Source organism: Colwellia sp. 6_MG-2023 (genome assembly GCF_030547765.1).
Taxonomy (GTDB): domain Bacteria; phylum Pseudomonadota; class Gammaproteobacteria; order Enterobacterales; family Alteromonadaceae; genus Colwellia.
The window spans coordinates 64,785-88,663 of record NZ_JAUOPP010000022.1; the positions used below are offsets into that span (position 1 = coordinate 64,785).

General features: G+C 34.3%; 26 protein-coding genes. 15 read left to right on the plus strand and 11 right to left on the minus strand.

What is annotated here, in order from left to right; all coding sequences use genetic code 11:
• Positions 1 to 51: 51 nt before the first annotated feature.
• Positions 52 to 708: an MBL fold metallo-hydrolase gene (locus tag Q4503_RS14095; protein WP_303602650.1), complete on the plus strand. Its 657-nt coding sequence runs from the start codon at positions 52 to 54 to the stop codon at positions 706 to 708.
• A gap of 1 nt (position 709) precedes the next feature.
• A complete protein-coding gene (locus tag Q4503_RS14100; protein ID WP_303602651.1) occupies positions 710 to 1,540 on the plus strand; it encodes an ion transporter in 831 nt (276 codons plus the stop codon).
• Here Q4503_RS14100 and Q4503_RS14105 read toward each other — a convergent pair whose 3' ends face one another.
• Entirely contained in the window at positions 1,541 to 2,416 is an 876-nt protein-coding gene (locus tag Q4503_RS14105) for an MYG1 family protein (protein ID WP_303602652.1), read from the minus strand.
• Between the two features lie 164 nt (positions 2,417 to 2,580).
• Here Q4503_RS14105 and Q4503_RS14110 point away from each other — a divergent pair, with 164 nt between their 5' ends.
• Positions 2,581 to 3,132, plus strand: coding sequence for a TrmH family RNA methyltransferase (locus Q4503_RS14110; RefSeq protein WP_303602653.1), 552 nt, complete (start codon positions 2,581 to 2,583; stop codon positions 3,130 to 3,132).
• 19 nt (positions 3,133 to 3,151) lie between these two features.
• Here Q4503_RS14110 and Q4503_RS14115 read toward each other — a convergent pair whose 3' ends face one another.
• Complete coding sequence (locus Q4503_RS14115; protein ID WP_303602654.1) at positions 3,152 to 4,075, minus strand: hypothetical protein; 924 nt, start codon at positions 4,073 to 4,075, stop codon at positions 3,152 to 3,154.
• A 186-nt stretch (positions 4,076 to 4,261) separates the two neighbouring features.
• Positions 4,262 to 4,717, minus strand: a complete 456-nt coding sequence (locus tag Q4503_RS14120; RefSeq protein ID WP_215972017.1) for a YaiI/YqxD family protein — start codon at positions 4,715 to 4,717, stop codon at positions 4,262 to 4,264.
• A 115-nt stretch (positions 4,718 to 4,832) separates the two neighbouring features.
• On the opposite strand from Q4503_RS14120, the gene Q4503_RS14125 reads away from it, so the two are divergent.
• From Q4503_RS14125 to Q4503_RS14170, 10 genes are all read left to right on the plus strand, one after another.
• Positions 4,833 to 5,201: an MGMT family protein gene (locus Q4503_RS14125; protein WP_215972018.1), complete on the plus strand. Its 369-nt coding sequence runs from the start codon at positions 4,833 to 4,835 to the stop codon at positions 5,199 to 5,201.
• A 461-nt stretch (positions 5,202 to 5,662) separates the two neighbouring features.
• On the plus strand, positions 5,663 to 6,442 hold the full coding sequence (locus Q4503_RS14130) for a DUF3450 domain-containing protein (RefSeq protein WP_303602655.1): 780 nt from the start codon (positions 5,663 to 5,665) through the stop codon (positions 6,440 to 6,442).
• 38 nt (positions 6,443 to 6,480) lie between these two features.
• Positions 6,481 to 7,791: a MotA/TolQ/ExbB proton channel family protein gene (locus Q4503_RS14135; RefSeq protein ID WP_303602661.1), complete on the plus strand. Its 1,311-nt coding sequence runs from the start codon at positions 6,481 to 6,483 to the stop codon at positions 7,789 to 7,791.
• A complete protein-coding gene (locus tag Q4503_RS14140) occupies positions 7,791 to 8,315 on the plus strand; it encodes a MotA/TolQ/ExbB proton channel family protein (protein WP_215972021.1) in 525 nt (174 codons plus the stop codon). Before Q4503_RS14135 ends, Q4503_RS14140 begins: the two co-directional genes overlap by 1 nt.
• A 12-nt stretch (positions 8,316 to 8,327) precedes the next feature.
• On the plus strand, positions 8,328 to 8,732 hold the full coding sequence (locus Q4503_RS14145) for a biopolymer transporter ExbD (protein ID WP_215972022.1): 405 nt from the start codon (positions 8,328 to 8,330) through the stop codon (positions 8,730 to 8,732).
• Between the two features lie 3 nt (positions 8,733 to 8,735).
• Positions 8,736 to 9,353, plus strand: coding sequence for an energy transducer TonB (locus Q4503_RS14150; protein ID WP_215972023.1), 618 nt, complete (start codon positions 8,736 to 8,738; stop codon positions 9,351 to 9,353).
• Positions 9,354 to 9,355: 2 nt separating this feature from the next.
• Complete coding sequence (locus Q4503_RS14155) at positions 9,356 to 10,645, plus strand: hypothetical protein (protein ID WP_215972024.1); 1,290 nt, start codon at positions 9,356 to 9,358, stop codon at positions 10,643 to 10,645.
• A gap of 423 nt (positions 10,646 to 11,068) precedes the next feature.
• Positions 11,069 to 13,390, plus strand: a complete 2,322-nt coding sequence (locus Q4503_RS14160; protein WP_303602656.1) for a hypothetical protein — start codon at positions 11,069 to 11,071, stop codon at positions 13,388 to 13,390.
• A 179-nt stretch (positions 13,391 to 13,569) separates the two neighbouring features.
• Positions 13,570 to 14,292: a DUF1456 family protein gene (locus tag Q4503_RS18845; protein ID WP_368506800.1), complete on the plus strand. Its 723-nt coding sequence runs from the start codon at positions 13,570 to 13,572 to the stop codon at positions 14,290 to 14,292.
• A gap of 432 nt (positions 14,293 to 14,724) precedes the next feature.
• On the plus strand, positions 14,725 to 15,132 hold the full coding sequence (locus tag Q4503_RS14170; RefSeq protein ID WP_215972027.1) for a putative zinc-binding protein: 408 nt from the start codon (positions 14,725 to 14,727) through the stop codon (positions 15,130 to 15,132).
• 65 nt (positions 15,133 to 15,197) lie between these two features.
• Here Q4503_RS14170 and Q4503_RS14175 read toward each other — a convergent pair whose 3' ends face one another.
• From Q4503_RS14175 to Q4503_RS14185, 3 genes are read right to left on the minus strand one after another with little or no spacing between them, the layout of a single operon-like run.
• A complete protein-coding gene (locus tag Q4503_RS14175; protein WP_303602657.1) occupies positions 15,198 to 16,346 on the minus strand; it encodes a hypothetical protein in 1,149 nt (382 codons plus the stop codon).
• Positions 16,347 to 16,393: 47 nt separating this feature from the next.
• Positions 16,394 to 16,693: a DUF3301 domain-containing protein gene (locus Q4503_RS14180; protein WP_215972029.1), complete on the minus strand. Its 300-nt coding sequence runs from the start codon at positions 16,691 to 16,693 to the stop codon at positions 16,394 to 16,396.
• A gap of 47 nt (positions 16,694 to 16,740) precedes the next feature.
• Complete coding sequence (locus tag Q4503_RS14185) at positions 16,741 to 17,793, minus strand: DUF3549 family protein (protein WP_303602658.1); 1,053 nt, start codon at positions 17,791 to 17,793, stop codon at positions 16,741 to 16,743.
• A gap of 92 nt (positions 17,794 to 17,885) precedes the next feature.
• On the opposite strand from Q4503_RS14185, the gene Q4503_RS14190 reads away from it, so the two are divergent.
• The gene (locus Q4503_RS14190) at positions 17,886 to 18,725 is read left to right on the plus strand and encodes a pseudouridine synthase (RefSeq protein WP_215972042.1); all 840 of its coding nucleotides are present in this window, start codon (positions 17,886 to 17,888) and stop codon (positions 18,723 to 18,725) included.
• A 78-nt stretch (positions 18,726 to 18,803) separates the two neighbouring features.
• Here the strand turns inward: Q4503_RS14190 and Q4503_RS14195 are convergent, their stop codons facing one another.
• The 4 genes from Q4503_RS14195 to tal form a co-directional block, all read right to left on the minus strand.
• Positions 18,804 to 19,193 (minus strand): hypothetical protein, encoded by a 390-nt coding sequence (locus Q4503_RS14195; protein ID WP_215972031.1) that lies wholly within the window; start codon positions 19,191 to 19,193, stop codon positions 18,804 to 18,806.
• Between the two features lie 288 nt (positions 19,194 to 19,481).
• Positions 19,482 to 20,291 (minus strand): alpha/beta fold hydrolase, encoded by an 810-nt coding sequence (locus tag Q4503_RS14200; RefSeq protein WP_303602659.1) that lies wholly within the window; start codon positions 20,289 to 20,291, stop codon positions 19,482 to 19,484.
• A 165-nt stretch (positions 20,292 to 20,456) separates the two neighbouring features.
• Entirely contained in the window at positions 20,457 to 20,630 is a 174-nt protein-coding gene (locus Q4503_RS14205) for a DUF3545 family protein (RefSeq protein ID WP_215972033.1), read from the minus strand.
• Positions 20,631 to 20,787: 157 nt separating this feature from the next.
• Positions 20,788 to 21,756 carry a transaldolase gene (gene tal, locus Q4503_RS14210; RefSeq protein WP_215972034.1) on the minus strand — a complete coding sequence of 323 codons (969 nt, stop codon included), beginning with the start codon at positions 21,754 to 21,756 and terminating at the stop codon, positions 20,788 to 20,790.
• 231 nt (positions 21,757 to 21,987) lie between these two features.
• Here tal and yaaA point away from each other — a divergent pair, with 231 nt between their 5' ends.
• Positions 21,988 to 22,761: a peroxide stress protein YaaA gene (gene yaaA, locus Q4503_RS14215; RefSeq protein ID WP_303602660.1), complete on the plus strand. Its 774-nt coding sequence runs from the start codon at positions 21,988 to 21,990 to the stop codon at positions 22,759 to 22,761.
• Positions 22,762 to 22,775: 14 nt separating this feature from the next.
• Here yaaA and Q4503_RS14220 read toward each other — a convergent pair whose 3' ends face one another.
• Positions 22,776 to 23,540, minus strand: a complete 765-nt coding sequence (locus Q4503_RS14220; protein WP_215972036.1) for a hypothetical protein — start codon at positions 23,538 to 23,540, stop codon at positions 22,776 to 22,778.
• Between the last annotated feature and the right edge of the window lie 339 nt (positions 23,541 to 23,879).

The following is a 23,879-nucleotide window of genomic DNA, read 5'->3' on the forward strand; positions in this document are numbered from 1 at the left end:
ATTTATGCTATCATTTGCAAAATTTTGAATTAGTGTTGAGATCCAACAAATATGCTTCAGTATCAAATCATTCCTGTAACGCCTTTTCAGCAAAACTGTACTCTATTTTGGTGTGATGAAACCAAGCAAGCTGCTGTGATTGATCCTGGAGGAGACATTGATAAAGTGATTGATGCCATTGATAAGCACCAATTAACCTTAAATAAAGTACTCTTAACTCATGCTCATATTGATCACGCTGGCGCAACTAATGCACTAGCCACACATTATGGTGTTGAAATTGAAGGACCACATAAAGAAGACCAGTTTTGGATTGACTTGATTGAAGAACAAAAGCAACGTTTTGGTTTTTCATATGCAGAATCTTTTAGCCCTAACCGATTTTTAGAACAAGGTGATAGAGTGACCTTTGGTAACATTACCTTAGAAGTTTATTTTTGTCCTGGACATACACCAGGGCATGTTATTTTTTTTCATCGAGAATCTAAATTAGCGCAAGTAGGCGATGTGTTATTTCAGGGATCTATAGGTAGAACAGATTTCCCTCGTGGAGATAAAGCGACTTTGATTAACTCTATTAGAAATAATATTTTTCCATTAGGTGATGAGGTACGATTTATTCCTGGTCATGGTCCAATGGGAACGTTTGGACAAGAGCGACGTACTAATCCATATGTAAGTGATAAAGCTGTAGGAGTGAATAGATAGTATGAACAGTTTTATTTTTAGAGCTCAACGACGTTTAAAGATAATAGACTCGAGTAAATTATTTCAGGGCGTTGTTATTGCCGTTATTTTGCTATCTGCATTATTGATTGGTGCAAAAACACATAATTTATCCGCGAATGCGATGGCTGTACTGACGCTATTAGATTTATGTATTACTATCTTTTTTGTTATTGAAATAACCATTCGTTTTTTTGCTCATCAAGATAAAAAGCAATTTTTTCGTAGTGGTTGGAATGTATTCGACACCTTTATTGTTATTGGAAGTTTAATTCCACTTGGCGGATCGGGCGTACTATTAGCCAGGTTGTTAAGAGTTTTCAGGGTTTTACGTTTAGTTTCAATGGTGCCAGAGTTAAGGTTACTGATTAATTCGTTGCTTAAAGCCATTCCTCGTATGGGCTATATCGCTTTACTAATGTTTGTTATATTTTATATTTATGCCGCCGTGGGAAGCATGTACTTTCATCAAATTAATGAAACATTATGGGGTGATGTGTCTATTTCTATGTTGACGTTATTCCGAGTTGCTACCTTTGAAGATTGGACTGACGTAATGTATGAAACAATGGCAGTTCATCCTTTTAGTTGGATTTATTATTTAACTTTCATCTTTCTAACTGCCTTTATTTTCTTAAATATGATGGTTGGTACAGTGCTTGAAGTGATGAGTCAAGAACATGAAAATCACCGTGCAGAGCAGCATGGCGAAACAGGCGACGGTGGTGAGCCTGCAAGTCGAGCTCAAATTGAAAAACTTGAGCAAGAACTAGCAGAAATTAAAAGTTTATTGTTACAGTCACAATCAAAATGATTATGGCGCTTCTTGTAGCGCCATTGCTGCCATTTTCATAGTGCCTTCAAAAGACTTTGTACCTGCGATGAACAAGCCATTATGGCAAAACATAGCATCACTAATACCGGTGACTGCCTGAAGTTCTGCATCTGATAAACCGGCCCATGCTGTGGGCAAAGGTTTTCTATCTTCAAATGATCCAAGTTCAGCCGGTACGGTTTGAATTCGCCATTGGCCAGTTTCAGAAGGGTAAACCATATAGAGTGCTGTATCAGAAAGTGCGTGCACAGTTCTTTTCCATGGCGTATATCTTTCTAAAACAATAACTCTTGGATCTGCTGCACTTTCAATAGCATGAGCGACAATTTCTCTCGCATTAATGCCACCACTTGCAGATGCAATAAAACGTGTTAAAACCCGTGATGCAAAATCAACGGCTTCATTAAAACAGTCATCAAAATGACTATCTTCTTGCCAAGTTGGATTAAACATTGAAATAGTTTGGCTGAGACTAATGCCTTTAGATACGCCTTCAACATGTCCACAGTCTATAGCGTCAATGGTTGATACAAGTCCGGCATCAACTGAGTCGGCAACTTCTTGGTTACCTTGGCATATTTCTAAACCATACTTTTGCCAAATTAGCCCAAATGAAGAGTATGGTATGCCATTTTCACGTTCACCTGCTCCGCCACGTTGGTGATGATCAAAACGATTTGTGTCAGGGTTATATTCACCACCCACATCAATCACAATATCTGCTTGACTAATAACGGCTAAATCACGCGTTCTTACAAGATTAAAAGAAGAAAAAATATTTTTAAGTGCAGCAACACTGAAAACATCATCAGCATGAAAATTACCGTTGTGGGTTACTATCGTTTTATCATTCATTTGTTTGGTATCATTTTAGAAAGGAATAAGAAGCAGCTACATGTTTGTGGCTTAATTTTAACTATTGATAAGTTAAGTTATTAGCGAATTCTATACGAAGATAACTAACAAAAATAGCCTAGATAAGTTAAAATTCGTCGCAGTTTATTATAAGAGCCAGAAGTATGTCGTTAGAAATACAACTTAGTAAAGAAGATTTAAGAAAAAAGAAACCTACGCGTGATGAATATTTAAAGAGAGCTAAAACCCCTGTTGTATTGGTATTAGATAATGTTACTAATAGCTATAATATAGGCTCATTTATTCGTTTAGCAGATGCTTTTGCTATTGAAAAAATCATTGTTTGTGGTGCGTTAACTATTTCAGATAAAAAATTAAGAAAAGCCTCTAGAAATGAAGCTAAATGGGTATGTATTGAGTACAGTGATAGTACAGCATTAAGTATACAATCGTTAATTAATAGTGGTTACACCATTTTTGGTGTAGAACTATGTCATGAGTCAGTCGATTATAAAAATGTTTCTTATCCGTCTCCTTGTGCATTAGTTTTGGGAAATGAGCGTAAAGGTGTTAGTGAAGTAGCACTAAAGTTAAGTCATCAGCAAATTCATATTTCTATGTTTGGTATGGGGAATTCTTTGAATGTATCTACTGCGGGTGCCATTATTTTAGCTGAATGTACAAGTCAAATTCGTCATGAAATGCAAACTCAATAGTGTGAGTGCTAGATATAAGTTAATCATTTTTTTTCTGCTTTTGCTCGGGTGAAAGTGATAATAAGTCCAGCCAACTAACAATAATATTTTTATTGTTAGTATGAGGATAAAAAGCTTTCTCAATTTCACCTGATGCTCGTAATATATTTAACCCTTTACGAAGCGCCTCATAAATTTTTGAACTGTTAGCAATATTTTTCGATACTACAAAATGCCGAGACTCTGTAAATGCTACTTTTATTCCTTTGATAGGCTCTAAAATTAAGCCGTTGCAGTTAAAAACAATTTTTTTATTGCCAATCATAATTAACTCACCAAAATACAAATCACCTCGGCCATATTTAATCATATTGCACATGTTTTCTGTTTTTGTCGTATTCAGGTGGGTGAGTTCTAGATTTTTTATTGCTGCTTGATCAAATATCCAATTTTGGGATGTTATAACTATGTAATCTCGTAGGGTTTGTAATGATGTAATACCTTTTGATTTATTGATATTAATGTGTTCTTCGATTTCTTTTCGTTTATCAGGAAGTGCAAAGAAACCTTTTTGAAATTCACCCTCTGCAAATATAGGTGGGGCAGTATAAAAATGTTTTTGAGATATTTGTGATAACCAAATTGAATCACCAGGTATTGCTATTCTACCTTTATAAGCTTCGAATAAGCTTCTTGAATAATTTGGCACCGAATTAAAGGATAAGGTTGCATTAAATCCACCAAGCTGTAGAGCTTTACAGATCAACATTATTTGCGTTGAAGCTTTCGTAGCATAGTCATTTTGATAACTGTTAATATCAGTACATTTTTTATTTCCTAGCCATTTTTTATAATTAGTTATCTCATGAGGCAAGCCACTAATGACTATTTCTTGCGCATAACTAGCGAAGGTAGAAAAAATGAGAAGTAGATGAAATATTAAGTATAAAGTGACTTTATGCATTACTTATTCTAATTATATTTGTAAATTTAATGATAATGTAAATAAAAAGGGTTATTAACATGACTTCTTCTTGAAAAGCACTCAACAGATGCAATTAGCTTTTGTAGCTCTTACCTATAATTCTTTTTAAGTCGTAAATAAACCCTGTGTATAACACTTTATATGTTTATTTATGTGTTGCAATCATTATTGTGACTTTTGATAACGCATTAAAATTTTATCTAAGTGATTAGCAAAACTTTGACGATCACTTTGATTTAACGCTGATGGTCCTCCTGTTTGAACACCACTAGCACGCATGGTATCCATAAAATCACGAATATTTAATTTAGATTTTATATTCTCTTTGGTAAACAGCTCACCTCTTGGGCTTAAAGCAATGGCTGATTTACTAATGACTTCGTCAGCTAAAGGGATGTCTGATGTTATTACTAAATCATTTATATTGATTCTTTTTACAATTTCATCATCAGCGACATCAAAACCTGAGTTGACTTGCATAAAATTAATAACACGTGATGGTGGTATACGAATATGATGATTAGCGACCAGTGTCGTTTCAATTCCAGTTCGTTCAGCCGCTTTAAATAATATTTCTTTTATTACAACTGGACAGGCATCTGCATCAACCCAAATTTTCATAAATGCTCCCCAATCTTATTATGCATGTTGTAGCAATAATTATGTATATTGATATGATAACGTATTATTCAAATATGAGTATAGCGCTCATTTTAAGTCAATAATAAAGAAATAAATGGCTACCACTGAATCAATTAAACCGCATTACGAGCAAATTTGGCAAACAGTACAGTTAATTCCTAAAGGAAAAGTTGCTTGTTATGGCCAAATCGCTGATCTCGCTGGCTTACCTGGTAGGGCAAGATTAGTAGGTAAAGCCTTAAGTAAAATACCTAAAGGAGGCTGGCAAGGAAAATTAGTACCTTGGTATCGTGTTATTAATTCACAAGGTAAAATTTCATTTCCAATAAATAGTCCATATTTTTTAGAGCAAAAGCAGCTTTTACAAGGTGAAAATATAGTTGTTCTGGGCGTAAAAATTAAGCTGAAAGATTTTCAATGGCAGCCTGACTATACAGAACTACTATTTTTGTTGAAATTTTAAAACATTCAAACCTGGTTAAAATATACATATTTGTTTGAATAACACCCAAAAATGACTTGTTTAGAGGTTTAATTACAAGATTTAGCCAAGAGGAACGTGTTTTTAATAGCCGAATAGTGTAAATAAAGTTGACTTAGTACGAATGAATTAGTAAAACATATATAGCAAAAACAAATGTGTCTATTTTAGGCCTTTTTGCTCAAGTAATAATCAAAAAAGACCATATATGAATCTAAAGCATCTATTAATCCAGATATTTAATGATGATTTTGTGATATTTTTTATTTATTACTCGAATAAATAAATAACTTTATAACTACCACCTTGACAGTTTGTTTGTCATTTGGGATTATTGATAGGTTGTATAAAAAAAAGTTACAAATAATAAAACGACAGATTTTTATATTTGCGGTAACAAAAATCTTTGTTATCAAAATTTAAATAGCAATTGGTTGGGAACTATGTCCAAAGTAAGTAAGAAAAGCCTCATCGCTACGGCAATGGTAGGCGCACTAGCATTAACAGGTAGTAATATCGCTGCTGCTGATGCATTAACAGATCTTCAAAAAGCTGAAGCTACAATATTTAAGCAGTCAGCTAAATCACAAGCCAAAATCAACACTATTTACGAACAAACGCAAGAACTTCTTGCTGAATACCGTAATACCGTTGATGAAGCAGATGTTTTACGTGGTTATAATGATCATGTTCAACGTATGGTTGATGATCAAAAAGCAAATATCGCATCATTACAAAAGCAAATTGATGGTATTGATAAAATTAAACAAGGTGTTGTGCCATTGATGTACAAAATGATCGATACCTTGGAAAAATATATCGAACTTGACGTTCCAATGAACATTGAACGTCGTAAAGAGCGTGTTGCTAATTTACACAACGTAATGTCAAATTCAAATGTTACTACTTCTGAGCAGTTCCGCTTAGTACTTGAAGCATATGAAATTGAAGCAGGTTACGGCACAATCTTTGATGCTTATCAAGCAGAAATGGATTTTGGTGGTACAACCTTAACAGCTGATTTCGTTCATATGGGCAGAATCGCTTTTGTTGCACAATCTCTAGATGGTAAACGTTCTTGGTTATGGAATAACCAAAGTCGTGCATGGGAAGAATTAGGTGATGAATATTTAAAACCTGTTAAAGATGCTATCGCTATGGCGCGTAAGCAACTTCCAATGGATTTAGCTAAATTACCAGTATTTGCAGCAGGGGCAGAATAATGAGAAAAGTTATTAATTTTGTAACGCTAGCAGTAGTAATGTCAGCTGGTTTAGTTGCAACAACACAAGCGAATCAGTTAGATGATTTATTAAAACAAGTTAAGTCTGATCGTATTTCAGAAGCTAAACTTGATAAAAAACGTGAAGCTGAATTTACGTCAGCACGTGCCGATAAACAAGCGCTTTTAAATAAAGCTAAAAAAGAACTTGCGAATCAAAATGCGCGTAATGCACGTTTAACAAAAGAATATGCAGATAACGAAATTGCATTAGCACAAAAAGAAGTTGAACTTGATAATGCTACAGGCACATTAGGTGAAATGTTTGGTGTTTCTCGTGCTGCAGCTGCAGGCGCTTATGGCCAAATTGCTACTTCTATCGTAAGTGCAGAATTCCCTGGCCGTGGTGAAACGTTAAACCGTATCGCGAATGCTAAAGAAATTCCTGCTTTAGAAGATCTTGAAGAGTTATGGTTTGCTTTACAAACTGAAATGACTGAATCAGGTAAAGTTTCTAAGTTTACTGCTGAAGTAACAAACTTAGATGGTTCTAAAACTACTCAAACTATTACTCGTATCGGTACATTTAACCTAGTTTCTGCAGATGGTTACTTAACTTATAACGATGAAGTTGGTCAGGTTCAACCGTTAGCTAAACAACCAGCAGGTTATATTTCTGATACAGCATCTGGTTTCTTCAACACTAGTTCAGGTTATGCTGGTGTATATGTGGATCCTTCACGTGGTGGTATTTTATCACTAGAAACACGTAAGAAAACACTTGAAGAATTCTTCCATGAAGGTAAAGAAGTTGGTTACGCTATCACGGTTCTTTTAATCATTGGTTTATTGATTGCGCTTGAACGTATTATCGTTTTAGGTAGTATTACTTCTAAGATTAAATCTCAAGAGAAAAATCTTGATACACCAAATAGTAACAACCCATTAGGTCGTTTACTTCAAATTTATCATGATAACAAGTCAGTTGATGCTGAAACATTAGAGCTTAAACTTGATGAAGGTATCTTACGTGAAACACCTAAAATTGACCGTGGTGTTAACTTAATCAAAATGTTTGCTGCTATAGCTCCTCTAATGGGTCTATTAGGTACAGTAATCGGTATGATTATGACTTTCCAAACAATTACATTGTTTGGTACTGGTGACCCGAAAATTATGGCGGGTAACATCTCTCTAGCATTAGTTACAACAGCATTAGGTTTGATTTGTGCATTACCACTTATTCTTATCCACTCAATTGTTGCAGGTAAAGCGAAAAGCGTTTTACAAAAACTAGACGAGCAAAGTGCAGGCTTAATTGCTGCGATTGCTGAGAAGGAGTCTAAATAATGTTATTCCTGATAGAGCTTTGGGAATCTGTCAGGGGTTTTATTGCAACTGGCGGTAACGTACTGTACGTTGTTGCCTTTGCACTCTTATTGATGTGGATAATGATGATAGAACGCTATTGGTTCTTATCAGCAATCTACCCAACAATGAAGAAAGATATTGTTTCTCGTTGGGATGCACGCTCAGACACAACGTCTTGGTATGCACATCGTATTAGAGAGACTTGGATTTCCGAAGCAAACGAACTGCTTGAACAACGCATGGTAACTATCAGAACATTAGTGGCAATGTGTCCATTAATTGGTTTGTTAGGAACTGTAACCGGTATGATTGGTGTGTTTGAAACAATGGCACAACAAGGTACAGGTAATCCGCGATTAATGGCCGCAGGTATATCGCAAGCAACAATTCCGACTATGGCCGGTATGGTAGCAGCGTTATCTGGTGTGTTTTTTAGTTCAAGACTAGACGCTCAAGTTAAACTAGCAAAGGCTAAACTGGTTGACAGTTTACCTCATCACTAGAGAGATATTTTCATGGCACGTAAAAAAATTCGTGAGGACGAAGAAGCGGTAATTGATATGACACCGATGCTCGACATCGTATTTATCATGCTGATCTTCTTCATTGTAACCACTTCTTTTGTTAAAGAAGCAGGTATTGAAGTAAACAAACCTAAAGCAGCACAGCAAACTAAGCAGAAAAATGCCAATATCTTTATAGCAATTAAAGATAACGGTGAAATTTGGTTAGATAAAGGCCGTGTTGACATCGAACGTGTTGGTGCAAGGATTGAAAAATTACTTGCTGAACAACCGACCGATGTAATTATTATCCAAGCTGATAAAGACGCTAAACATGGCGTTGTTGTTAAAGTAATGGATGCAATTAAAGAAGCAGGAAGTGATCTTAGAATCTCTATTGCTGCAGCGAAGGGGTAGAGAATGGGACGCTTTTTAGTATCAATACTACTAGGCGCTGTAGTTACCTTTGGTCTATTTGCTTTTATGGCTTTCCTTGTATCTAGCGGTGATAGACACAAGGATGAGGCAAAAGAGAGTATAATCGTAGAAGTGAATACTACACCGCCAGAGTCTTCAGCAGAAACACGTCGTCGTGTTCCGCCACCGCCGCCGCCGCCGCCTAAAGCGCCGCCAAAGCAACAGACTCCTGAGCCTGAAGCAAGTAACGACACTGGTGGTTTGCAGTTTAATATGCCAGGATTACAATTATCTGGCGCATCAACAGGCTTATCTGCACCAGGTGCAGGGTTTGGCCGTGACGGTGATGCAACACCAATTGTACGAATAGAGCCTAAATACCCTATTCAAGCAGCTCGTGATGGTAAAGAAGGTTGGGTTAAGCTTTCATTTACAATCAATGAGATTGGTGGTGTTGAAGATGTTACAGTAATTGAAGCTCAACCTAAGCGTGTTTTTGACAGGGAAGCGAAACGTGCACTTAGAAAGTGGAAATACAAGCCAAAAGTTGTTGATGGTAAACCATTAAGACAAGAAGGTTTAACAGTGCAATTAGACTTTAAAATGGACGGAGGGAGTTAATTATGTCGAAACAATTTACCCTTGAAAGTATGTCTTTTAAGAAAGTATCAACTTCTTTAGTTGTTGTTGCTTCTCTATTGATTGCGCAAGTGCCATTTGCTGAAAATGCTAATGCGGCTGCTGCTCAAGAAGAGAAAAAGAAACGTCCTACGCAGCTTGTTGGTCAATCTGTTGGTAAAAAGGTACAAAAAGCTTTTGAGGCTTATACAGCTGATGATATTGATGGTGCTTTAGTTATCTTAAAAGATATTGAAGCCAAACAAGATTATGATAAAGCCTATGTTTCTCGTTTTATTGCTGTTATGTATGCCACTAAAGGTGACCATGAAGAAGAAGCAATAAAATACCTTAAGATGGCTGTAGCTCCTGATATTTTAAATGAAGGAGATCATGGTGAAGCTTTAAAGTTATTGGGTGATTTGCAAATGCAAACCAAAGACTATAAAGGTGCTTTAAGTAATTACTATACTTGGATGGATTTTACCGGTAAAAATGATGGTGACACTTGGGTTAAAATAGCTCAAGCAAATTATGAGTTAAAACAATTGGATAAAATGATTGTTCCTGCTGATAATGCAATCGCCGCATTTGCTGATAAACCTAACCAAAACCCTTATATATTAAAATTAACTTCTTATTATGAGCGTAAAAAATATAAAGAAGCGATTGATGTATTAGAAACGGTAATTTTAATTTTTCCTGAAAATAAAACCTGGTGGACACAATTACCAATGTTTTATTTACTTGTGGAAGATTACCCTAAAGCATTACAAACACTTGATCTAGCTTATAAGCAAGGGTTTCTTGATAAAGAATCTCAGATTAAAACATTAGCAAGTTTATATTCTTCTAATGAATCACCTTATAAAGCTGCTTTATTATTAGAGAAGCATATTGCTTCAGGTTTAGTTAAAAGAGACGACAAGAACATCTCAACTTTAGCTAACGCTTGGCATGCTGCACAACATGTTAGTACTGCTGCCAAATATTATGGTGAGCTAGCTAAGATGACTGGTGAAGCACAGCATTATAGCAAGCAAGGCATGTTGTTGAAGCAAGACGAGCAATTTGCTAAAGCAATCCAGGCTCTAAATAAAGCCATTGATCTAGGTATTAAGAATCAAGGACGCTTGTATATGAGCATAGCTGAATCATATTTTTATCTTGAAAAGTATAAACAAGCTTATGCTGCTATCAATAAAGCTATAAAAGACCCTAAATCGCGTAAAGCGGCTAGTAGTTGGAAAGGCTTCATTGTAGATACAGCTAGACGTAAAAATGTTTCAATCTAATTAATATATTGTAACTTTTAATCAAAAAACCAGTACTCTTTAAAGGGGGCTGGTTTTTTTATGTTTAATGATAAGTGCAGCAATAGTAAAAATTTAATTAGATCTTAATAATATAGCTAAATTTTATATAATACTAATGTCGATAATTCATAGTTTATATTGGCTAATAGCAAACGGATTAATTAGTCGACCAGTTTAACCCAATCTCTTGTGCATAAGCTTTTTACTCTTTCTATATCCCTTATGAAGTTGTTCCATCCCTTTGAACACTGTTCAACAATATATATTCCTGTGTGGAGATAATTAGAGACGGAAATAATAAAATAAATTGTTACAAATTATTCGACTCACTAAAATAAATATATTATTCTGATTCAGTCTTTTATTCTAACAACAAAAACCGCCCATCCAGAGGAATATATTTTGTCATTTAATAAACTTGTCAATATAAGTAAAGCTTGTGCTTTTGCAATAGCCTGCTTAAGTATTTCTGTTTCAGCGTATGCAGATTCAGATGTTTTTTCAGACACTATTGTCACCATTAACCCAGAAAGTAATATAACTAAGGTTACCACTGAATTGTTAACCTTGAGTAATCAAGTACCGGAAGAGTTTGATGGCTTACCTGATAACTCTTCTTTATCTCTAATTAAAGATTATCAATTATTTACTGGACAACATGTTGTTGAATGGGAAGTAACAAACCCAGATATGGACGATACAATAACACTAAAGCAAATCGTTTATGTTACGCCATTTGTTAGTTTACCTGCAACAGGTAAAATTGCACTAGAATCACCAGTAATTGATGGGGTTGCTACTTCAACATTTGATGTTATCCCCAATTTATCAACCACCAATATTAATCAAGACGAAGATATTATTATTACTTTTAAATTGAGTGGTACAGCCCTAACCAATAAGCTTGAAAACATATTAATAAATAATCATGGTGGTTACGATCCGGATGAAAAAACATTAACTATCGAGTTATCTATTAACAGTGACACAAGTAAAGTGGATGCACGTGATTTTAAATTCACTATGCAAAGTTATCTATCTCCATTACGGACATCTAAAGAAGCTAAAACCTCTGAATATGATTTTTATAATTTTAATGATATAACCGGTTGGGAAGATGGCGATATATTGAATGTAGAAATTGTTGAGATTATCAATGGTGCTATTGACAATGAAAATACAACAACAACTTTCACCATAACGGATGAAAATTTACCACCTGTTATTTTAGACTTTTATGCCTATACACCACAATGTTATGAACGCCCTGTGTCAGCTGTAGAATCGGACAAATCAGCGAAGGTAACCTGTGCTCAACAAAGTAGTAGAGATGTCGTTTTTAATGAAAACGAATCGGAAAATATAGTGGTTTTTATAGAAGGTTATGACCCTAACGGGGATAGCGTTAAGTTTGATATTTTGTTTAATGATAGCAACTCGGTAGGCTACCAAAATGAAGATAATTCGAGTACCTACTTCAACAATTATCATTACGTTAACCTTAGCGAGTATGGTAATGTGATTAACGTTGCGGCTAAACTTGAAGAAGAGAATAGAACTGACCCTCTAACAGCGATTTCAGGCCTTACTTTATATATAAGTACTCAAAATGATGATGTTATTTTAGATAGCGATAAAGATTCTGATGGCGATGGTATTAATGATTCTGCTGAAGGTGTTACTGATAGCGATGGCGATGGTATACCTAATTATTTAGATAATTCATCAGACCGTTCTACTTTAGCTCTTGTACTAGGCGAAGAGCCGATGAGAACTGAACCTGGTATACAGTTAAGCTTAGGTCCTATTAATTCTTTAGCGCTTGGGCAAGAAGCAAGTGGGGCGGCAGTGAATCCGAATGACCTCACTGACTATTTAGACAATGGTCAGCCAGTTGATCCTGATGATATTACTGATGAAGTTGGGATTGAGGAAAATTTGGATCTTTCGACTGGTTTTCTATTTATTGAGTTTATTGCGTCGAACTTAGCTCAAGCAGGAGACTCTGTTGCTGTTGTTGTGCCATTACCAGAAAGTAGTAAAATCCCTGTTAATGCCATTTATGCAAAATTTTTAACCCCTCGAAGTATTTATAATGATTTTATATTTAAATCTTTTGAAGTTGATGCTTATAATGAAATTCATTCTGCAGCACGTATAGACTCTATATGTCCTAGTTATTATGATACAAGCTGGAAAAAGGGCCTAACACAAGGACACGAATGTATTCGTTTAATTATTGAAGATGGTGGACCTAACGACGCTGACGGAGTAGCGAATAAACAGGTTGAAGATCCAGGCCTTTTGGCTGCATTAGCTAACACTGCACCGTTAGCAAGAGCTGTTGCAACTTTAGTACTTCTTAATGGCGGGGAGGAAGGTAAAATTGATGGTTCATCATCGTTTGATAGTGACGGCGACGCACTTACTTATACTTGGACGCAAATAGAAGGGCCAACATTAACAATTAAATCCGAAGGTAGTATATTAAGCTTTACAGCGCCTGTAGTTAACGCCTTAACGCGTGTAAGCGTACAATTAACCGTTAACGATGGTACTGTTGACAGTAATACGACTGTTGTTTCTTTTTATATTGAAGCTGGAGAAGCAGAAGCTATTGATGATAGCACTACGAATACATCAGGCGGTGGTGGATCTTTCACCTTGTTCGGATTATTCGCTTTATTGATGATTGTAGTAAGAAGAAAAGTATCGATTAATTAATGTGTTAACATTTTTCGTTAATTTAAATAAATGCCATTCATTGAAAGTGAGTGGCATTTTTTAATTGTAATGATTATCCCCCTAAGTTTAATAAATTCCATTATTTTATTAGTAGCTTAAAACTGCTAAAATAGATTTATCTCATACTGTGTATTCACACTTTTTTATTAGGAAATACTTTGAACAATAATGATGTTCTTCGCCGGTTACGCTACACTTTTAACTATAATGACAAACAGATGATAGCGATTTTCTCATCAGCAGGATTGATGGTTACTAGAGAGCAAGTAAGCCAATGGTTAAAAAAAGATAATGATGCTGATTTTGTAAGCTGTCAAGATGTCGAATTAGCTTCATTTCTAAATGGATTTATTAATGAAAAACGCGGTAAAAGAGAAGGGGCTCCAGCAACACCTGAGAAACGTTTAACAAATAATATTGTTCTTACTAAATTAAAAATCGCTCTTAATTTAAAAGCGGAAGAATTGATTGAATTATTAGCAAGTGTTGATTTTCGCTTAAATAAACCTGAGTTAAGTGCTTTTTCAAGAAGAGTTGAACATCAACATTACAGAGAGTGTAAAGATCAAGTTTTACGTAATTTATTACAAGCTATTGATAAGAAGCATCATGTTGCTAGAACAAGTAAAATTGAAAATAATAGTGCTGATAAGAATACACCTTTAGGCGGTAAGTCTCAAAAGAATAAGTCACATAATAGCAACACCCCAAATAATAACTTTAAAGCTAAAAATCAAAACAATGAAACATGGGTTGATGGTGCAAGACCGAATGCTAGTGCAATATATGAAAACCCTAATAGTAAAACAGATCAAGCAAAGTCTTCTCGTAAAGTATTAAAGTTAAAACCAGAAGATATTTACAAACAATCTAAGAAGTAAGCATATCTTTATAATATCCCAATATTATGTAAGTTACGGTTTCAATAGAGTGAATTAAACCATAAATAAGGCTATATCTAACCGATTAGCCTTTAAAAGTTAACTTAATATATAAATCCCATAGTCATCAAGTTATATAAGTACATAGCGCGCTTAGGGAGCATCATAACGTTTCTTCTTAAACTTTTTAATACTTGTTGAGTAGTTAGTGGTAAGTCACCTCTATTTATTAAAGTTAAAAAGACCAATTTAAAGTATCTTAAATCGAGAACAGGTCAAATAGATTAATTCATAGTTGATTGCTCTAAAGGTTGATATAAATCAAAACCAACTTTTTCGGCCTTGTTAGAATCAGAAAGTCGCGTTTTATATGGTGTTTAGACTCAGTTATATAATAACCGCTATCTATTCCTAAGCAAGGAGATTAGTTCCATGTCAGATAATCCAAAAAAAAATCCAACAATAAAACAAGGAAAACCAATAGTATATGCCTGCTCTGGGTGTTCTAATTTAGCCGAAATGGCTCATAATATATCGTTAAACCTTGATGATGATGGTATTGCTGAGATGTCGTGTGTTTCAGGTGTTGTCGGAAAAGTTATTCCTATGATGGAGCTGGCAAATTCTGGTCGCCCAATTATTGCTATTGATGGTTGTGATTTATCTTGTACAAAAGCATGTCTTGAATTGAGTGGTTTACATGCAGATTACTATTATCAAATTAGTGATTTAGGCTTTGAAAAACGCAGTAAATTAGATGACTCATTGACAGATAATGCTATTGCAATAAAAAGTATCTATGAGCAATTATTTGATAATGGAATAGGCTTTCAGCTTTAAATGAGCGCTAAAAGCCCCTTTTAGCAACAACACACAATACGGTGTTCTTAATTAATTGTTCTAATTTAGTATTCAACCCAGTGTGAATACTGGTTATTTGTTCCTAATGCTGCTTGACTGCCTTTTAATGAAAAATTATAACCACATAAAGTGAAGTTGCCACGAAATGCTAAAGCCTGAATAAGCTCTTGACTATCAAGAGGGGAAAAACTAGCAAAATAGTTAGAATTACTCCCATTACTCTCTTCCACTTTCACTGACAATGTACGTATTGGCTTTCCTTTATTAAAGCTAATTTCTTTACAGCTTTCATCTCCTTGTGCTGTTAATTGTGACCATAAAAGTGAATTTTCAACTTCATCAGCTTGCCAATTAATACTAATGCCAGAGTGCTCCGATAAATATAAGGTATAGTTATCGGGCATAGGAAGAGGGTGACTTCTTAAAATAGAAGGCAAAACACTAACTTGCTCTTTATTGTTATTTTGATTTATTAATGTTTCGTCCGCAGAGTCTAAGTAATGAATTAGCCATGAAGTACTAACACCAATTAAGGTTATGCCGATGATAGCCACTATAATTAATTGTGCTTTTCTATTGTTTAATAGGTTTAAGCGAATCAATTCACCAATATCAGTTTGCTTATTAGCTTGTCTATGATGAGAATAATTATCATCTTCAATTTTATCTGTTTGATTATACTCTTGACTACTATCATTATGGGTTTGTGAGTAATAATTGTTAGATGAAGTATCACTAACAAGTGTAGGTTCAATGCGATATTGTGATTGTGCACTCTTGTGGCTATTTTGTCGACATTCATTCATATCAACTGGGCCATAGTAACCCAATATATAGCTATGTTTGTTAGTGCTTTGATAAGTCAATAATACCGCAGAGCAAAGAGTTGGAAGAATGAGTAAATAATAACTGCTGCTCTGCTGAGATATGATAATAATGATGCCTACTAATAAAAAAGTTAAGCAGGGGGCCAATAACCACTTTTTATTGAGTTTCGCATCATGTAAGCGTCGCAGGCTTGTTAACCCAAGTATTAGAGAAAATATTACCAACAATATTAGCGGTATAATAATACTATTGCTAAAAGCAGATACTAGCATGATAAATAAAACATACACACCAATAGAAATAGTAAAAAAACGTGTTCTATTATCAAGACCGTGTAAACAAAAAAGTGACTTTAAAAACTGCACTATACCTTCCTATATAATTAGAGTTGGAATTGAAATAATTGATTTTATTAAACTCGATAAGGAGGAACATCAACATTATCTAATTTTAATCCATATAAACTCAATGTAGCATGATTACTGGACTCACCGTCGCCGCTAAACTCTATATCAAATAAGCTAAACCACACAAGACCATGTTTCTTATTAAATGTTAACCGGCTTGAACGTCTGGCAATAGCAATAAATTGTAACTGGCTTTGTTCACAATACCGAGTAGCATGAATAAGGGCGGCTTCAGCGACTTTTCTTAAGTAAATAAAGTACCAAAAAATTAAGCAGACAACTAATAAGTAGTAAATATTTTCCATAGTGTGTAGATATACCTTAAATCGTAAAGCCGAATAAATTGCTTTATTTAGTTAAATAGTTGGCCAATTGCTTGCGATAATGCATTGCTTCTATTGGGTGAACGCATACATTCAAAAACAATGGGACGAATTGATGGTATTGCAACCAAGTCTTTAAATATACTATTGAATAGAGCTTGATCTTCACATGCAATAAGGTGCTCAAAATAAGTAATCAACCTCTTAGCGTCTGCAAGTACAGTCCAACAACGACCAGAAAGTGTAATTAATAGCTCAGCAGCGATTTTATCTTGTGCTAGCAGCATATTAATAAATTGTTCAACGTGAATATGGTGGCAATTACTCGCTAAACTACGAAGTAAATGTTGTTGTGTTTGAAGGAGGTTATCATTATTTTCGTTATTCTCTTTCATTAATGCTATGTTTTTTTCTAGTAAACTTATTAAAGTATTCAGTAATGCTGCAGGTAGACTTTCATTTTCTAATGCTCCACATAATGGAAATAATACTTCGGTAGGAAGGTGAGGTAGAGCATTTATCAGTTTTTCGCTGTTCTCTTTCTCATTTATACGCACGGCAAAGTCGGTAATACCCTGAACACCTACTACTTGCCAATTATCCCAACCAGATTCACCTGAAAGGTAAGTTAAAAATGGCGATAAATATTCACTCGGTGTTTGTTTTAGTTCAAAATTAATTTTACTGTTTAATGTAGCTAATTTGTACTGTGCAGGAGTATACAAGTAAGGATTACTTTTTAATAACTCTTCTTGTTTCTCATTAGCATCTTGCATTAAATTACTACCAAGAGCTTCAATGATAATAGCAATAAAATGGTTTCTTGCTCCTTGATTTAGTAATCCACGTTCATCAAGAGGAAATTTTAATAGCCATAAATATGGTTGAGGTGATTTTTTCTGCCAAAAAGCAATAGCAATACAAGCATGACCTTGTAAAGGCGTTGGGTATGGTATTTGATTTAGTTCTATTTTTTCAAATTGTTCTTTTGAGATTTTTTCTATTTTTCGACCAATATCATAAAGGCGAAACTGAGAGTTCGATGAATGCAAAAGCTGTGAAATAGTATCTATAGTATTCATAAGGAGAATTAGTAAGCCAAAGTAAAGAAGGATTGAGTCTGCTCGCCATTATAGAGATAATGCGTTTATCTAGCAAAATTTAAAATGTGACTATGCCTTTACAACTTAATAAGCCAATTTCTGAAATAAGCGATCAAAAACCTGTTTTAACTATTCTATACCAAGATGAATATCTTATTGCCGTTGATAAACCTGCAGGGTTATTTGTACATCGTAGTTTTATGGACAAGAATGAAATCTATTTTGCTTTGCAGTTAGTTCGAGATCAAATAGGTAAATACGTTTATCCTGTACACCGATTAGATAGACCCACATCTGGTGTTTTGTTGTTTGCTTTAACGCAAGAGGTAGCTCAAAAAATGAATGAAGCTTTTGCTAGTAAATCAAATGAAGTGAATATTCGGGAAAATAGTACACAAGAGGCATATACCAATACAGAGTTAACAAAAACTTATTTTGCTTTAGTGCGTGGGCACTTAGCAATGTTTGAGCACGATACCTTGATAGATCATGCGCTTAAGGAAAAACTAGATAAAATTGGTGATAAAAATGTTAGACGAGATAAACCCGCGCAATTGGCACAAACTAATTATCGCGTAATAAAGCAAGCAAGTTTACCAATTTCATTGGGGAAGTTTGATAGTGTTCGGTATTCTTTAGTAAGGTTAACGCCAATTACAGGGCGTAGACATCAAATTCGACGTCACCTTGCACACTTACGTCATCCTATTATTGGTGATATAAATTACGGAGATAATAAGCAAAACCCGTTTTTTACGAATCACTTTGGTTTTAAGCGTTTAATGCTTATCGCTAAGTCATTAAGTTTTCTTCATCCTATTACTCATGAGAAAGTAATAATTAATGCTGCCTTCGATCAGCAATGGCAGTACCTTTTTAATACACTCGATTGGTCAGATGATATAAGTTAGATGGCTGCGATGTTATTTTATATATCACAGATTCTTTAACTGATTTTAATAGATGTCAAAATTGAAGTAGCTGCAGTTTTAGTTGGGGGCACTAATATTAATAGCATTAATATCTTGTGATATAAGCTGAGTATAGATATTTTCAGTTCTAACATTCGTTGTATCTGAATTTTTATCACCTCTTATTTTAACGGTATAATTCGAAAAATAAGGGCCATAACTAGCTCTTTCTTGCTTTAAGGCTAATATCATTGCTTGATCTTCTGGAATAGGTCTATTCAAAACCGACATCATTAACTCGTGATCAGAGCTTATTGATTTTTTGTTTGTACTTTTATTGATAGGTGTAAATTGGGTATGAGAAAAGTGCTTATTCATACGACTATTGTCATAACGATTGTCTGCAAAATTATTATTATTTACATTTTCCGTGGTACTACACGCAAATAAAAATAAGCACAAAAGCATACAAGTACTACTTTTAATAGTGCGTAAACTCAAACAGGGTAAACTTAAATAGTACATAACAAACCTTCACAGCAAAATAATCTCTATAGCTATGTAAAGGCAAATGTTATGCCAACTGAATTTTTGACACGGGAGCTCTATATTTTTTATATTTTAAGTTGTTGAAATAAAATAATAAAAAAAGTGTTTTTTTTGAGGCGTAAGAGAGTTATTCTAAATAAAATCACTCTCTATAATAGGAGGGAAGTGCTAGCGTCAATTTTTTGATGTGTTAATTGCTTAGCTAAATTATTCTACTTTATTCATATCTATAATGCTTTTGATTAGGTTCGCTGTATTTTCAGGTTGTTCTAAGGGGAACATATGGCTTCCGAGAGTTGTGATTACATTAATACTTTTATTTAATTTAGCAAATTTCTTGAAGAATATATGAGGACATACATCTGTTTTCTCTGCGTATATTAATGTAGCAGGGATGTTAAGCTTGTTTTTATAACTCGATAAGTTATCTGCCAAATTTCTGAAAATATCAGTTTCTACTTGGGCTGAGAAAGCTAATTCTAATTGACCATTTCGTTCAACAATGCCATGTTTAACATAGTCGTTTAAGCAGCGTTCATCAAAATTTTTAAATAATCTTTTACTTGAGAATAACTTTGCAACATCGGTATCTAATGGCCAATGTGTTCTTCTTATTTTGGATTTACCCGAAGGGCTATACTTGTCAATAAAACGAGTATTCTTAACAAGTTTCATTCCTAAAGCGGTAGCGCCGGTTATTACAGGTGGATCTAACATAATTAAGCCTTTGAATAAGGCTGGTTGTTGGCAAGCTGCAATGAAAGCAATGACTCCACCAAATGAATGACCTACATTGAATACTTGTTCTTGATTATGTAAGGCTAATTGCTGTTTCACAAAGTTAATCAGTTCATCCACTAAGGGTTGCCAGTTATTTTCAACGGGATATCTTTCATCATGACCATATTTTTCATGTGATATGATTTGATATTCTGTTGGTAAATAATTAAATAGTGTTTGGTAGCTGCCGGCAGGAAAGCCATTCGCATGAACAAAGTTAATAAGTGTTTTTGACATATTACTGTAACTAGCCGTTTTTAATAATAAACTATTAAGAAGTTAAACGCTTGTTTGAATATTGTCAATCATCATTTTGATAGGAAACTACTTGTTGTAGAATTAAATGTTAAAAACCTGACTAAGTCAGGTTTTGATATTAAACAATTTTAATAGAAAATTTAGCTAAAACTCTTCTAACATATACTCCAGAGAGTCCTCATATATTAGTAATTCTTTTTCGAGTTGGAATTTATCTCTTAATTGTTCAATTTCTCGCCACTTCCTTTTATTTGTCGCTACATTTTTTCCTTTTGCAGGTTGACTAACTGATGCTAAAACTTGGTTTAAATTATCCATAAAAGTACCCCTTAATAGATTTTCTTTAAAAACATAGATCAATTGCATCTTTTTAATATCATACTTTTTAAGTGCTTAAAATAAAAAATGCACATTTTTTAATAAAAATGTGCGTTTTAAATAGTCGTATCGGTTGATTTTACATCATTGATTCTTTTTATAGCATTTGTGCTAATTGTTTTTCAAGCTTCACTTGATCAATAGCAAAATTACGAATCCCTTCACTTAGCTTTTCAGTCGCCATTGCATCATCATTCATTTGCCAGCGCCATTCTTGTTCAGTTAATGGTGTTTCAGTAGATCCTGTATCATTAATGTTGTTAGCACTAAGTTTCTGTTCAACAGGTGCATTGTTGTTGGCTAATTCATCCATCAATTGAGGACTAATAGTTAACCTATCACAACCAGCAAGTGCTAAAATTTCCCCCGTATTTCTAAAACTCGCGCCCATAACAACAGTGTTATAACCTTTACTCTTGTAATAATTATAAATATCAGTAACAGAAATAACCCCTGGATCTTCATCACTAGGGTATTCAGTGCGACCAGTATCTTTTTTAAACCAATCAAGTATACGACCAACAAAAGGTGATATCAGATAAACACCGGCTTCCGCACAAGCTCTTGCTTGTGCAAAACTAAAGAGTAATGTTAGGTTACAATTAATGCCTTCTTTTTCAAGCTGCTCCGCGGCTTTAATGCCTTCCCATGTTGAAGCTAGCTTGATCAGAATACGATCATTACTCACACCTGCTTCATTGTACATTGCTATTAATTTGTGAGCTTTAGCAATAGAGGCCTTTGTATCAAAAGATAATCGAGCATCTACTTCAGTGGAGATACGGCCAGGGACTGTTTTTAAAATTTCTAGACCAATTAATACTGATAACCTATCTGCTGCATCAATAACTTGCTGATTTTTATCATTAGATTGCTCTTTTGCCCAAATAACAGAATCAGATAATAAATTTTTATATAATGGTAATGCAGCTGCTTTTAATAATAATGATGGATTAGTAGTAGCGTCTTGTGGTTGAAATTTAGCTATAGCTTCAATATCACCAGTATCGGCAACGACAGTGGTCATTTGCTTTAATTGTTCAAGTTGAGAAGATAAGTTTGTCATGAATACGACCTATAGGTTGCTAAAATTAATTAATGGATTTGTATGATTAAATGTTACTACATAAATTCTGTTAATGTACCCCTTTACGGTGTAAATACTTAGCAAATATTCAATTGTTACTGATTTTCATACTGATCCTATTATATATTGTAATTGCTCCTTCTTACTTGAATTAAAGCTATGTTATCATTTGCTTTAATATGTTTATAAAATAATCGAAACGGAAATGTTATGCTAATCATTGTTTCTCCTGCAAAAAAATTAGATTTTGAATCCCCTTTAGCAACCACTAAAACGAGTCAACCAAGCCTACTTGAGCATAGCGAACTATTAATTGAGCGTTGTGTTAAGTTATCTTCAGATCAAATAGCCTCATTGATGAAGTTAAGTGATAAATTGGCAGGGTTGAATGCCGCAAGGTTTGGTGAATGGTCCCAACCCTTTACTACTGAGAATGCACGCCAAGCTGTCTTAGCTTTTAATGGCGATGTTTATAGTGGTCTTGATGCTCCTTCGTTTAGTGATGCTGACTTTGATTTTTCACAGAAACATTTACGAATATTATCGGGCCTGTATGGATTATTAAAACCATTAGATTTAATGCAAGCATATCGATTAGAGATGGGAACCAAACTTGATAATTGTCGCGGTAGCAACTTGTATCAGTTTTGGGGAAATATAATCACAGATGAGTTAAATGAAGTTTTAGCAGAGCAAAATAGTGATATTTTAATTAACTTAGCTTCTAATGAATATTTTAAAGTTGTTAATAAAAAACTATTAAATGCAAAGATCATCACTCCACAGTTTAAAGATTGGAAGAATGATCAATATAAAATTATTAGCTTTTATGCGAAAAAGGCGAGAGGTTTAATGGCTCGTTATATTATTCAAAATCGAATCACAGACGTTGAACAGCTAAAGAGCTTTGATTTAGCCGGATATCAATACAGTAGTGATTTGACTCAAGGTAATGATTTAGTGTTTACAAGAAAGTCAGTATAAAATTATTTATAGCCTTATTCTTCATTTGCTTTAGCTATATCTGCTTCCAATGCTCCACCAGCAATTGCAGCAGCGGTTGCTGATTCTTGAGAGATCCCCGATTTTACTGCTGTTGATATAATTTCACGTGCTTTATTGCCACTAGATGAATTTACAGCAATACTAACAACCTCAGTATTATCGGGTGAAATCCTTAACGTGTCTCTAACAATACTAACCACTTGTTCGGGTAAGGCTTTAATTGCTACAGCAAGAATATCCAATATTTTTTCAGGGTAACTTTGCATTGTTGAGTCTACAATATGTTTAGCCATTATTGGCTCTGTAGTTATAGCAACACGGACAATATTTTCTAGTTTAGAAGGTTTATGTGAAACCGCTGCATTGACTATTTCAACAGCATAGGCAGGCTCTTCTGTCACTGCAAAGCTTATAATATCTTCAATGCTAGCAACATTAGATCTTAATATAATATCAATAACATCACTCGTTAATGCCGGCTCTGCTCTTATAGCACCACATATAATTTGTTCGTATTCTTGGGGGTATTTCGCTACAGCTATTTTCAAGACTGAAGCTATTTGTTCTGGATAACTCCTAAGTAAAGCATTAACACTTCTTTCGACAGCCATTTCAGAATTAATCTGACGGTGGATAAGTTGATCAAACATCGTTGATAAAACTGCTATTTGTCGAGTTTGCTTTAAACTATATGCAGTACTATTAGCAGCAAATGAAAAAAGAAAACCAATTAAACATAACAGAGGTAGTAACTTCATAGTGGGGTTCCAATTGATTAATAAAAATTTCTCATATTGTTCCATCAACTTACATAAGCGAGAATACATTCAATGACACAAGTAAAAATAGTGTGATTGATATCTATAAAAGCCCAAAAGTAGCAGGAAGTCCATACTTTAGTCTAATAAAAATGCATTTAGTTCAATATATATTCGAACGAATAAAAGTTTAAAGAAAAGTCTTGACCCTTTTTTAAAAATCTCTACAATGCGCTCCAGTTCCAAGGGGTTCAGGCAAAAAGAATCATCAATGGGCTGTTTTAATAAGTTATCTACTTTCATTTAATGATAAATGGTTAACTTAACGTTTACTTTTGA